Here is a 12,536-nt window from a genome sequence, read left to right on the forward strand (position 1 = left end):
CTCTTTGACGTATCCATGCCAATGCGAATAAGTTTATCCACGGACGGTCTCCCTTGTTGAGATCTGCAACGACCTCATTCTGGCACATTGCGATGCCGTCGGGGGCCGTCCACCCCAACACGTACTTCAGTACGCTCCGCTCCGGTTCTCGGAAATCGTCATTTTCGACTCGGCCTGACCTGAATCTCAACACACCTTAACTCGTCTCAGGGCTGCTTCAACTCCGTCACTTCAACTCCGTCAGGAACTTGGCGAAAGTCATCGAACCCTCCGGCCACGGGCCGAAGCCGGCGTCCTGGTTGAGATGGCCGGCCTCGCCGGCATCGATGAAGAGCGATCCCCAGGCTGCGGCAATGTCCTCGGCGATCCCGAAGGCACAGAACGGATCGTTGCGGCTGGCAATCACGATGGATGGAAAGGGTAGGGGATCGCGCGAATAGGGACCAAAGGTCATCAGATGCCTCGGCCTGATTTCCGGATTGGAGACATCCGGTGGCGCCACGAAGAAGGCGCCGGCGACCGGCTTCTTGAATTGCGGGATGGCCTGCACGGCCGCTGCCACGCCGAGCGAATGCGCGACGAGCACCACCGGCCGTTCGGCTTCATTGACGGCATTCGCCACGCTCGCCGTCCAGTCCTCGCGCACCGGCTTCGTCCATTCCGCCTGCTCGACCCGGCGCGCCGTCGACAGTTTCGACTGCCAGCGGGTTTGCCAGTGCTCGGGGCCGGAATTGGTGTAGCCCGGCACGATTAAGATATCTGCGTCTTTGACTTTCATGGCGCGGATGTAGCGAGCGGCTTCCACCCCTGCAACCCTGTCGGAAATATCGGGCGATCACAATTGTGAACAACCTGTTCGATTCTTGCCGTCTTGTGTGAACGATCGCAATCGACGATTTGAAGAAGGACAAAGAACAATGTCGGTGCCTGAAAATCCCGTCTTGGGAACAAGCGCTGCCTGAACGGAGAGTTTGATGAGCGAATTGCCTTTTGCCGCAACCACCCCTATCAGCGTGTCGCGGGTGGGGTTGAAGGCGCGCGACGCCGAGAGCCTGGCCGCCTATTATCGCGCCGTCGTCGGCCTGCAGGAGCTGAGCCGCGCCGACGGCGCGATCACGCTTGGCGCCGCGAACCGCCCGCTGCTGGTGCTTGAGCAGGATTCTTCGGCCGAGCCGGACGATCCACGCAGCGCTGGCCTTTTCCACACCGCTTTCCTTTTGCCGTCACGTGCCGACCTCGGCCGCTGGATCAGCCACGCCGCCGGCAATCGCATCGGCATCGAGGGCGCCTCCGACCATCTGGTCAGCGAGGCGCTCTATCTGACCGACCCGGAGGGCAATGGCATCGAGATCTATGCCGACCGCCGCCCGCAGGATTGGAAATGGAACGGCGACCGCATCGCCATGGCGACCGAGCGGCTGAACCTGCCGGCTGTGGTCGGGAGCGTGCCGGCGGGCGATGCCGGCTGGCAGGGCGCGCCGGAAAACACCATTGTCGGCCACGTGCATCTGCGCGTCGGCCGGCCGGAAGATGCGGAAGCCTGGTGGCATAACGAATTCAGCTTCGACACCGTCGCCAAATATGGCGGCCAGGCGGTGTTCCTTTCGTCCGGCCATTATCACCACCATATCGGCGCCAATGCCTGGCAGAGCGCCGGCGCCGGCCGCCGCGATCCGTCCCGCTCAGGCCTCGCCTGGGTCGAGATGCGCTCGGACAATGTGAAGGCGGAGACGAGTCGTGAGGATCCCTGGGGCACGGTGATCAGAACCGTGCCTGGGAAGGCGTAGTCGGAGGTGGGCGACAGCCTCTTTCTCCCCGTTTACGGCAGGGCAATCGCAAATGATTCTTGCGAAGAAGGACCCCCGCCCTAACCCTCCCACAAGGGGGAGGGAACGCTGCCGCGCGCCTTTATTGACCATATCAGCGTCGAACTTTGGTAATTTGCCGAGATCAGCGTCCGCGAGGTCCCCCTTGTGGGGAGGGGTTAGGGGTGGGGATATTCGTAGGGCGAAAGCCTCGGCCTTCCATATGCGATTGCCCTGCCGCGAACGGGGAGAAGGAAAGGTCAAGCCTCCCCGAACACGCGCTTGAAGATCGTGTCGACATGCTTGGTGTGATAGCCGAGGTCGAATTTCTCGCGGATCTCGGCTTCGGGCAGCGCTGCCGTCACGTCCTTGTCGGCAAGCAGCTCCTCGAGGAAATCGGCGCCGTGTTCCCACACTTTCATGGCGTTGCGCTGAACCAGCCGATAGGCGTCCTCGCGTGACAGGCCGGCCTGGGTCAGCGCCAAAAGCACGCGCTGCGAATGCACCAGCCCGCGGAACTTGTTGAGGTTCTTTTCCATGTTCTCGGGGTAGACGAGCAGCTTGTCGACGACGCCGGTCAGGCGTGCCAGCGCGAAGTCCAGCGTCACCGTCGCATCCGGCCCGATCATGCGCTCGACCGAGGAATGCGAAATGTCGCGCTCGTGCCAGAGCGCTACGTCTTCCATCGCCGGCATGGCGTAGGCGCGCACCATACGGGCAAGGCCGGTGAGGTTTTCGGTCAGCACCGGGTTGCGCTTGTGCGGCATCGCCGACGAGCCCTTCTGGCCCGGCGAGAAATATTCCTCCGCCTCCAGCACTTCGGTGCGCTGCAGATGGCGGATTTCGATGGCGAGGCGTTCGACCGACGAGGCGATCACGCCGAGCGTTGCAAAGAACATGGCGTGCCGGTCGCGCGGGATGACCTGGGTCGACACCGGTTCCGGCTTCAGCCCGAGCTTTGCCGCCACATGCTCTTCGACATAGGGCTCGATATTGGCGAAGGTGCCGACGGCGCCGGAGATCGCACATGTTGCGATATCCTCCCGCGCGTGCACCAGCCGCTCGCGGCAGCGCGAGAATTCGGCATAGGCCTGCGCCAGCTTGACGCCGAAGGTGGTCGGTTCCGCATGGATGCCATGGCTGCGGCCGATGGTGACGGTGTCCTTATGCTCGAAAGCACGGCGCTTGAGCGCCGCAAGCAGGGCATCGATGTCGGCAAGCAGGATGTCGCTGGCCCGCGTCAATTGCACGGCAAGGCAGGTGTCGAGCACGTCCGACGAGGTCATGCCCTGGTGGATGAAGCGGGCATCCGGTCCGACGAATTCGGCGAGATGGGTCAGGAAAGCGATGACGTCATGCTTGGTGACGCGTTCGATCTCGTCGATCTTTGCGACGTCGAATTTGGCGGCGGCGCCTTTTTCCCAGATCGTCCTTGCCGCTTCTTTCGGGATGACGCCGAGCTCGGCCAGCGCATCGCAGGCATGCGCCTCGATCTCGAACCAGATACGGAAGCGGGTTTCGGGCGACCAGATGGCGACCATTTCCGGCCGGGAATAGCGAGGGATCATCTGTTTTTGAGTCCTGCCTAGATAAGCGTTGGCCGCGTCCTAACAGAGGCGGGCCCGATGCTCAACGCCGCTGCCGCGCAAACCAGATGCTTGCCGCGACAAGAGCCATTGGTTTGACATCCGTCTGGTGCGCGTCATGCCTATCACGCCATGGTGAACGGGATGTGCCGCGCAACGCATCCAATCCGGCGTTCATTTGTTATTGTCGGCCGTCTCGCATCCGAAAGGGCAAAATCGCCATCCAGCGGAGGACCAGCATGAGCACCGACATCAGCAAGATACGCGGACATATGGAAGTGATCGGCGCCGACGGCGTCCATATCGGCACCGTCGACAAGGTCGAGGGTGACCGGATCAAGCTGACCAAGGCCGACAGCGGCATGGGTGCGCACAAGGGGCACCACCACTACATTTCGTTCGCCCTGGTCGCGGAAATCGACGGGCAGAAGGTATGGCTGTCGGCGAATTCGGACGTCGCCGTCACGTTCGAGGAAGAAAAATCCGATCCGACTTGATTAGCCGTCAACGCGACGACCAAACCGGAAACAGATCGCCTTCGGCCGATGTCGCGGCATAAACGCCACGGCCGATCGCGCGCGCCATGGTGGCGCCCGCCACCGCGAACAGGTCGATCGCGGCATCGGCGCTGAGCTCGATGCCGCTCCTCCCCGTCGCCAGCGCAAAGACGAGATCGCCATCCGCCGGCGTATGCGTCGGCCAGATGGCGCGGGCGAATCCGTCATGCGCCGAAATCGCCAGCCGCTTCGCAGCGGCCTTGGTCAGGACGGCGTCCGTGGCGATGACGGCGATGGTGGTGTTGCCGCCTTCCTCCGGTCCTCCGACCCGCCTGTCGCGGTATTTCAGCAGTATCTTCCTGGCGTCTTCGGGGAACGGTGCGGGATAGCCCAGGCCGCCGAACTCGTCGCCGATCTCGAAGGGCGCCGCCCAGAAATGGCGGCCGTGGCCGACCGTGACCGAGCCGGTCGGGTTGACGGCGGCGAGCGCGCCGACGGTGACGCCGCTGTCGAGCACGGTCGAGGCGGAGCCCAGCCCGCCTTTCAGCCCGGAGGTCAGCGCGCCGGTGCCGGCACCCGCCGTGCCGATGGCAAAATCCGCTGTTGCCGCCTGCACGGCCTCATAGCCGAGTTCGCGATAGGGCGGATAACGGCCCCAATCCTTGTCGCCGCCATTGCGCAGGTCGAACAGGATCGCGGCAGGCACGATCGGCACGCGGAAGCCGCCGACCTCGACGCCGATGTTTTTCTCGCGCAGCGCCGCCTGCACGCCGGAGGCGGCATCGAGACCGAAGGCGGAGCCGCCGGACAGAACGACGGCGTGGATCGCCGCGATCGAATTCTGCGGCTCGAGCAGGTCGGTCTCACGCGTGCCCGGCGCGCCGCCCAGCACCTGAACGCCGGCAACGGCAGGCTCGTCGCATAGCACCACCGTGAGGCCCGATTTCAGCCTGGCGTCGGCGGCATTGCCGACGCTTAAGCCGGCGACGTCGGTGATCAGGTTGCGCGGTCCGGTGCGGAACATCACTCGTCCTCCAGCGGCACGAAATGCGTACCGTCGAAACGGAAGACGCGGAACGGGTTCCGGCTGAGATCGCCCTTGCCGTCGAAGCGGATGGTGCCGATCGGGGTCGTGAAATCATGGGCAGTCAGCGCTTCGGCGAGCGGCTGGCCCGAGGTTTCCGCAGCGGCCAGAGCGGCCTTGGCAATTTCGACCGCGGCATAAGCCGGAAGCGCATAGCCGTCTGGCGCGATGTTCTTGGCGCCGAAGGCCTGCACGATCCTGGGATCGGCGACTTCCGACCATTCCGGTAGCGCGATCATCAGTGTGCCGACGGCGTAAGGGACATCGCCTGGCGGCGTGCGCAGGTTTTCGCCACCGGCAAAGGTGATGCCGGCATCGAGCTGGGCGGCATCGCGGCCCATGATCGCAATGTCGTCGCCGTCGCCGCCGGCAAACACCTTTGTCGCGCCGGCCTTTTTCAACCGACCGATCAATCCGATCTGGTTGTCGAGCTGCGGCCGGAACGTGTCGACGAAGACCGGCTTCAGCGCCGCCTGCTCTGCCGCGGCGCGGAAGGTCTCGGCCATCTCGCGGCCGTAAATGGTGCCGTCATCGACGATGGCGAACAGGTCGTCGCGCCAGAGTTGGGTGAGGTTGGTGGCAACCGCGTTGCGCTCATCGTCGCCGCGCGGGCCGAGCCGGTAGACCGGCCAGCCGGTCTTGGCGCGGCGGTCGGTCAGGCTTTCGGTGCGCACGCCGACCGTGATCACCGGAATGTTGGCGTCTTTCAGGATCGGCAGCGCGGCCTCGATCGCCTCGGTGCAGAGAAAGCCCACCACGACATTGACCTTGGCGTCGACGAATTCCTTCGCCGCCGCGGCGCCGCCATCGGCGGTGCAGGCGTCGTCCACGGCCTTGATGGCGATGCCGTTTGTCCCCGCCGCCAGGCCAGCGCCGGCCTCGACCTGCCTGCCCAGGATCGCCGAGGGACCGGAAAGCGGCGCCGCAACGCCGACCAGCGTCTCGGCGTCGGCGCTCGCGGCCAGCGACAGCCAGAGCAGCGCGGCTGATGTCGTCGTGAGAAGACGCATTCTGGCTAAGGGATCCTCCATGCCGGGAATACAGTTCCGACACTATTCCAAGAAATGCCTAAAGGCTGGCTAAGCGCCGCGCAACACGCGAATTTGCGGGTTGCAGTCAAGCACTTCGCCCGTGCTATGCAACTTGTGGCGTGCAATATGCCGCCATATATAACGAACTGGTTTCGACAGGTGGATTATCGGGTGCTGAAGATCAATGACATCGGGCCGCAGCACTATCGCGATGCGATGGCGCATTTTGCCGGCCATGTGCATGTGGTGACGACGGACGGGCCCGGCGGCAAACGAGGCGCGACGGTGATCGCAGCCTGTTCGGTCTCGGACACGCCGCCGACGGTGCTGGTCTGCCTCAACCGCGAGAACGCCAAGAACGAAGCCTTCATCAAAAACGGCAAATTCGCGCTCAACACCCTGGCTTCGGACCAGGAAGCCGTCTCGGTCGGCTTTTCCGGCATCACCGGGCTGCCGGCGGAGGAGCGCTTCGCGCTTGCCGAGTGGGATGTGATCTCAACGGGCGCGCCGACGCTAAAAGGCGCGCTGGCAGTGTTCGACTGCGAGATCATCGACAGCAAGGATTTGGCCACCCATCGTGTGCTTTTTGGCAAGGTGACAGGCCTGCGTATCGGCGATAATTTGCGGCCGCTGATCTACCACAACCGCGGCTACCATTTTCTTTGAAACGTGCAAGCGGGATCCACGGAGACAAGATGACCGCGCCGCGCCCCGCGCCGAAATCGATCGACGAGACGCTCGATCTTTTGACCGGCGCGGACTATGTCGCGGACCGGTCTCTGGCGACCGTGCTGTTTTTATCGCTGCGCATGAAGCGGCCCTTGTTCCTCGAAGGCGAGGCGGGTGTCGGCAAGACCGAGATCGCCAAGGTGCTGGCCGACGCGCTCGGCCGCCGGCTTATCCGCCTGCAATGCTATGAAGGGCTCGACGTCTCCTCGGCCGTTTATGAGTGGAATTATGCCGCCCAGATGATCGAGATCCGCATGGAGGAGGCGGCAGGCAAGGTCGTGCGCTCCGACATGGAGCGCAACGTCTTTTCCGAAAAATACCTGATCCGCCGTCCGGTGCTCGACGCGCTGACCGGCAAGGCGGGCGCCGCTCCGGTGTTCCTGATCGACGAGCTCGACCGCACCGACGAAGCCTTCGAGGCGTTCCTGCTCGAGATCCTGTCGGACTTCCAGGTGACCGTTCCCGAGCTCGGCACGATCAAGGCGGAAGAGCCGCCGATCGTCATCATCACCACCAACCGCACGCGCGAGATCCACGACGCGGTGAAGCGGCGTTGCCTTTATCACTGGGTCGACTATCCGAACGCCGAGCGCGAGCTGGAGATCGTTCGCCGCAAGGTGCCGCAGGCGAACCGCCGACTGTCGGCGGAGGTCGTGTCCTTCATCCAGAAGCTGCGTCAGGTCGAGCTGTTCAAGGCGCCCGGCGTCGCCGAAACCATCGACTGGGCCGGCGCGCTGACCGAGCTCGACAAGGTGGCGCTCGATCCGGAGACTGTGTCGGACACGATCGGCGTGCTTTTGAAATACCAGGACGACATTGCTCGCATCGGTGAGGGCGAGGGCCGGCGCATCCTCAATGAGGTGAAGGCCGAGCTTTCGGCAGCGGAGTAGGCGCGATGACCATGCCGCGTCCGGAACCCAAAGAGGCGACGGCGGATGGGCGCATCGCCGACAACATCGTTTATTTCGCGCGGGCGCTGCGCAAGGCCGGCATGCGCATCGGTCCGGCTTCGGTGAAGGACGCCATCGAGGCGGTGCTTGCCGCCGGCATCGGTTCGCGCGACGATTTCTACTGGACGCTGCATGCGGTGCTGGTCTCGCGGCACGAGGATCATCCCGTCTTCGACGGGGCCTTCCGCCTGTTCTGGAAATCGCGCGAACTGATCGAGAAGCTGCTGGCGATGTTTTCGCCCGTCGCGCCGGACGATCGCGAAAAGCAAAAGCCGCGGGCGGCCGAGAACCGCGTCAGCCAGGCGATGTTCGAAGGCCACCAGAAAAATCAGCCGGTGCGTGAGGTGCCTGAGATCGAGGTCGATGCGCGCCTGACCTTTTCCGGCAACGAGGTGCTGCGCGGCAAGGATTTCGCCCAGATGGACGCCGGCGAAATGGCCGACGCCAAAAAGGCGATCGCGGCCTTGCGGCTGCCCTTCGACCTGATCCGCACGCGGCGCTTCAAGGCGGACGCGCAAGGGCGCCGTATCGATCCGCGCGCCATGATGCGCTCGGCCGCGCGCACCGGCGGTGAGCTTATCCTGCCGAAATTCCGATCGCCGCGCGACGTGCATCCGCCGCTGGTCGTGCTTGCCGACATTTCGGGCTCGATGAGCCAGTATACCCGCATCTTCCTCCACTTCCTGCACGCCCTGACGGAGAAGCGTCGGCGGGTGCATGCCTTCGTCTTCGGCACGCGCCTGACCAACCTGACCCGCCAGATGCGTCATCGCGACCCGGACGATGCGCTGGCCGAATGCTCAGCGGCGGTGAAGGACTGGTCGGGTGGCACGCGTATCGGCGATGCGCTCGCCGAGTTCAACCGGTTGTGGTCGCGGCGCGTGCTGGGGCAGGGCGCGGTGGTGCTGCTCATTACCGACGGGCTGGAGCGCGACGACGTCACCGGCCTGTCGGAGGAGATCGAGCGGCTGCATAAATCCTGCCGGCGGCTGATCTGGCTCAATCCGCTTTTGCGCTTCGACGGTTTCGAGGCGCGCGCCCGCGGCGTGAAGGCGATGTTGCCGCATGTCGACGAATTCCGGGCTGTGCACAATCTCGACGCGCTTGCCGATCTTTGCGCGTCGCTCGACCAGCGGCAGGCGGCTGCGGTCGACCCGCGCCGCTGGTTGCAACTGGCGGGAGGCGGGCCGCGTAGCCATATGTTCGTAGGGAAAACTGAAGTTTCCCTTGAAAAACAGACTTTGTGAGAAGCGACGATGGATGAGAGCATTTATCTCGACGAGGCCCGCGATCCCCTGATCATCGCGGAAGGCTGGATGAAGGACGGCAAGGATGTCGCCATCGCGACCGTGGTCGAGACCTGGGGTTCGGCGCCGCGTCCGGTCGGCAGCCATCTGGTCATCGACGCCGAAGGGAATTTCCATGGCTCGGTCTCCGGCGGGTGCGTCGAGGGCGCCGTGGTGACGGAGGCGATCGACGTCATCGACTCGGGCAAGGCCAGGATGCTGGAGTTCGGCATTGCCGACGAGACCGCCTGGCAGGTGGGCCTTTCCTGCGGCGGCCGCATCAAGGTCTATGTCGAGCGGCTGGGCTGATCATTTATGGATCCATACGTCCTCAAAACCTTGAACGAAGAACGCCGCGCCCGCCGCGCCGCTGTGCTTGTCACCGACCTTGGTGATGGCCGCGACCGCATCGTGCGCGAGGGCGATCCAGTCGCCGGTGACCTGGGAACAGCAATCGCCAGTGCGTTCCGCACCGGCAATTCGAGGTCGGTGGAGGCGGAAGGGCGGAGCTTCTTCCTCAACGCGCATCTGCCGCGCCCGCGCCTCGTGGTGATCGGCGCCGTGCATATCAGCCAGGCGCTGGCGCCGATGGCCAGGATCGCCGGCTATCCGGTCGAGATCATCGATCCGCGCACCGCCTTTGCCACGCCGGAGCGCTTTCCCGATGTCGCGCTGCATGCCGAATGGCCGGAAGATGTGCTGAAGCGCGCGCCGCTCGACAGCTATACCGCCCTTGCCGCCGTCACCCACGATCCCAAGATCGACGATTTCGCGCTGAAAGCGGCGCTCGACGCCCGATGCTTCTATGTCGGGGCGCTTGGCAGCCGCAAGACCCACGCCAAGCGTGTCGAACGCCTGCTGGCGCTCGGCACCGGCGCCGACCAGATTGCCCGCATCCACGCGCCGATCGGTCTCGATATAGGTGCTGCCAGCCCGGCCGAAATCGCTGTCGCCGTCCTTGCGCAGACCATTCACGCTTTCCGCTCGCGCGGTCTCGAAGCAAAAGGCGCCGTGGCGTGAAATTCGGACCGGTTCCGATCGATGAGGCGGAAGGGGCGGTGCTGGCGCATGCGACCACCGCCGGTGAAAAACGGTTCCGCAAGGCGCACAGGCTGGGCGGCGAGGATGTCGCGGCGCTCAAGGCGGCCGGTGTCGGCGAAGTCGTCGCGGCGGTTCTTGCCCCGGACGATCTCGGCGAGAATGCCGCTGCCGCCAGGATCGCCGCCGGCATGAGCAACCGCAACATCGAGGTCAAGCCGGCCGCGACCGGGCGGGTGAACCTGCATGCAGGGGCCGCGGGCGTCTTTACCGTCGACGCTAGGATGATCAATGCCATCAACGCCGTCGATCCGGCCATCACCATCGCGACGCTGGCGCAGCACGCGCCGGTCGAGCAGGGCCAGATGGTGGCGACCGTGAAGATCATCCCCTTCGCCGTCGCCGCAAGCCTGGTCGATGCGGTGGTGAAGGTGTGCGCCGGCGGCGAGATCTTTGCCGTCAACGCCTTTCGCCCCATCAATGTCGGCGTCATCCAGACGGTGCTGCCCGGCGTCAAGCCGAGCGTGCTCGACAAGACCCTGCGCGTTACCGAGGCGCGGCTGGCGCGCTCCGGCGGCCGGCTGACGGCCGAGCGGCGGACGCCGCATGAGGTCGCGCCCGTCGCGGCGGCCGCGACCGCGCTGGCGCGCGACAATGACATGGTGGTGATCTTCGGCGCCTCGGCGATGAGCGACTTCGCCGATGTCGTGCCGGCCGCGATCGAACGCGCTGGGGGTACCGTCATCCGCGCGGGCATGCCTGTCGATCCCGGCAATCTGCTCGTGCTCGGAACGCTCGACGGCAAGCGTGTTGTCGGCGCGCCTGGATGTGCCCGCAGCCCGAAGGAGAATGGCTTCGACTGGGTGCTGGATCGGCTGATTGCCGGGCTCGAGGTGACGGCGGGCGATATTGCCGGCATGGGCGTCGGTGGGCTTTTGATGGAAATCCCGACCAGGCCGCAGCCGCGCGAGCCGGCGCCGCTGCCGGCAAGATCGGCGCTGAAAGTCGATATCGTGCTTCTGGCCGCCGGCCGGTCGAGCCGCATGGGCGGGCCGAACAAGCTTCTGGCGCTGTTCGACGGCGAACCCTTGGTGCGCCGCACCGCCGGGCGTGCGCTGGGCTCGAAGGCAACAAATACCATCGTCGTCACCGGCCATCAGCGCGAGCGCGTGCGTTCGGCGCTGGGCGGCGTTGAGGTGAAATTCGCTGACAATCCGGACTTCGCCAATGGTCTGGCTTCATCGTTGAAGGCTGGCATCGCGAAGGTCGCGCCCGACGCGGCCGGCGCCATGATCGTGCTCGGCGATATGCCGGGCGTTTCGTCGACCGACCTCGATAGCCTGATCGACGCGTTCCGCCGCTCCAGCGGTCACGCCGTGGTGCGCGCGTCGCATCAGGGCAAGCGCGGCAATCCTGTGCTCCTGCCGCGATCGCTCTTCGCGGCCGTTGCGCAACTCGAGGGCGATACCGGCGCGCGCCATCTGGTCGAAGCCGAAGGGCTCGACGTCGTCGATGTCGAGATCGGGCAGGCCGCCTCAATCGATGTCGACACGCGCGAGGCGCTGGAAGGAGCGGGCGGCGTTCTGCAGGATTGACAAACCGAAGCCGAATTCCGCATGCCTCTGGGCATGTGTTTCCGTTTCCGACTTTTCTTCGCCCTGATCACCGCGACAGCGCTTTCCCTCTCGGCCGCCGAGGGGCAGACGCTTTCGCTGAAATCGTTCAAGGACGATCTTTTCGCTTATCCGCCGACACTGTCGAGCGGTGACAACGGCGCCTACACCGTCCTCGACTATCGCGAAATGCGCGACATCAACCAGCGCGATGAGGTGCCGGAAAAACGCGTGCATGCGCAATATACCGATCCCGGCGTGCGCAAGGTGCAGCAGGATCTGATGCTGAAAACCGATGCCGGCGACGTCAGGCATGTCGCGGTCGGCAGGACGGAAGGCGCTTCCATTATCGTGCTCTACCTGCACGGGCAGGGCGGCAGCCGCAAGCAAGGCGCCGACGACTTCACCTTCGGCGGCAATTTCAACCGCATCAAGAACCTGATGGCCGGCAATGGCGGGCTCTATCTTTCGCCTGATTTCCCCGACTTCGGCGACAAAGGTGCGGCGCAGGTCGCGGCGCTCATCGATCACTACGCCGAGACATCGCCGGGTGCGAAGATCTTCGTCGCCTGCGGCTCGATGGGCGGGATGATCTGCTGGAAGCTCGCCGCGCGAAAGGATACGGGCAGCCGCATCAACGGCCTGCTGCTGCTCGGCTCGCTATGGGACGACAGCTTTTTGACCAGCCCCGCCTTCAAGCGCCGTGTGCCGGTGTTCTTCGGGCAGGGCAGCCATGACGTGGTTTTCCCGGTGGAGAAACAGGAAGCTTTCTTCCGCTCGATCCTCGCCAAGAAATCTTATCCGACCCGATTTGTCCGCTTCGAGACCGGCACGCATGGCACGCCGATCCGCATGGTCGACTGGCGCGGCACGCTGAACTGGATGCTGACAAAAGCGCCTTGATTCCTCTGCAGCGG

12 protein-coding genes and 1 pseudogene are annotated in these 12,536 nt (G+C 64.6%); 9 read left to right on the forward strand and 4 right to left on the reverse strand.

The features are described from left to right. Positions 1-226: 226 nt before the first annotated feature. A complete protein-coding gene (locus tag RFM68_RS27325; protein ID WP_320236123.1) occupies positions 227-778 on the reverse strand; it encodes an RBBP9/YdeN family alpha/beta hydrolase in 552 nt (183 codons plus the stop codon). A gap of 196 nt (positions 779-974) precedes the next feature. Between RFM68_RS27325 and RFM68_RS27330 the strand changes: the two genes are divergently transcribed. Further along, entirely contained in the window at positions 975-1,787 is an 813-nt protein-coding gene (locus RFM68_RS27330; protein WP_320236124.1) for a VOC family protein, read from the forward strand. Positions 1,788-2,065: 278 nt separating this feature from the next. Here RFM68_RS27330 and purB read toward each other — a convergent pair whose 3' ends face one another. Next, positions 2,066-3,373, reverse strand: a complete 1,308-nt coding sequence (gene purB / locus RFM68_RS27335) for an adenylosuccinate lyase (RefSeq protein ID WP_320236125.1) — start codon at positions 3,371-3,373, stop codon at positions 2,066-2,068. Positions 3,374-3,630: 257 nt separating this feature from the next. On the opposite strand from purB, the gene RFM68_RS27340 reads away from it, so the two are divergent. Beyond that, on the forward strand, positions 3,631-3,888 hold the full coding sequence (locus RFM68_RS27340; RefSeq protein ID WP_320236126.1) for a DUF2171 domain-containing protein: 258 nt from the start codon (positions 3,631-3,633) through the stop codon (positions 3,886-3,888). 7 nt (positions 3,889-3,895) lie between these two features. Here RFM68_RS27340 and RFM68_RS27345 read toward each other — a convergent pair whose 3' ends face one another. Next, a complete protein-coding gene (locus RFM68_RS27345; RefSeq protein ID WP_320236127.1) occupies positions 3,896-4,912 on the reverse strand; it encodes a P1 family peptidase in 1,017 nt (338 codons plus the stop codon). Beyond that, positions 4,912-5,982: a branched-chain amino acid ABC transporter substrate-binding protein gene (locus tag RFM68_RS27350; protein ID WP_320236128.1), complete on the reverse strand. Its 1,071-nt coding sequence runs from the start codon at positions 5,980-5,982 to the stop codon at positions 4,912-4,914. The genes RFM68_RS27345 and RFM68_RS27350 overlap by 1 nt, the downstream gene beginning before the upstream one ends. 192 nt (positions 5,983-6,174) lie before the next feature. Here RFM68_RS27350 and RFM68_RS27355 point away from each other — a divergent pair, with 192 nt between their 5' ends. The 7 genes and pseudogenes from RFM68_RS27355 to RFM68_RS27385 all read left to right on the forward strand — a co-directional run bounded on the left by RFM68_RS27355 (position 6,175) and on the right by RFM68_RS27385 (position 12,522). Then, complete coding sequence (locus tag RFM68_RS27355) at positions 6,175-6,669, forward strand: flavin reductase (RefSeq protein ID WP_320236129.1); 495 nt, start codon at positions 6,175-6,177, stop codon at positions 6,667-6,669. Between the two features lie 29 nt (positions 6,670-6,698). Continuing rightward, complete coding sequence (locus tag RFM68_RS27360; RefSeq protein WP_320236131.1) at positions 6,699-7,622, forward strand: AAA family ATPase; 924 nt, start codon at positions 6,699-6,701, stop codon at positions 7,620-7,622. A gap of 5 nt (positions 7,623-7,627) precedes the next feature. After that, positions 7,628-8,877: pseudogene (locus tag RFM68_RS27365) on the forward strand (vWA domain-containing protein). 61 nt (positions 8,878-8,938) lie between these two features. Continuing rightward, complete coding sequence (locus RFM68_RS27370; RefSeq protein ID WP_320236133.1) at positions 8,939-9,277, forward strand: XdhC family protein; 339 nt, start codon at positions 8,939-8,941, stop codon at positions 9,275-9,277. 6 nt (positions 9,278-9,283) lie between these two features. Continuing rightward, on the forward strand, positions 9,284-9,988 hold the full coding sequence (locus RFM68_RS27375; protein ID WP_320236134.1) for an XdhC family protein: 705 nt from the start codon (positions 9,284-9,286) through the stop codon (positions 9,986-9,988). Beyond that, positions 9,985-11,601, forward strand: a complete 1,617-nt coding sequence (locus tag RFM68_RS27380; protein ID WP_320236135.1) for an NTP transferase domain-containing protein — start codon at positions 9,985-9,987, stop codon at positions 11,599-11,601. The genes RFM68_RS27375 and RFM68_RS27380 overlap by 4 nt, the downstream gene beginning before the upstream one ends. 33 nt (positions 11,602-11,634) lie before the next feature. Further along, a complete protein-coding gene (locus RFM68_RS27385) occupies positions 11,635-12,522 on the forward strand; it encodes an alpha/beta hydrolase family protein (protein ID WP_430694949.1) in 888 nt (295 codons plus the stop codon). The last annotated feature ends 14 nt before the right edge of the window (positions 12,523-12,536 follow it).

The organism is Mesorhizobium montanum (genome assembly GCF_033977145.1).
GTDB classification, from domain to species: Bacteria; Pseudomonadota; Alphaproteobacteria; order Rhizobiales; family Rhizobiaceae; genus Mesorhizobium; species Mesorhizobium montanum.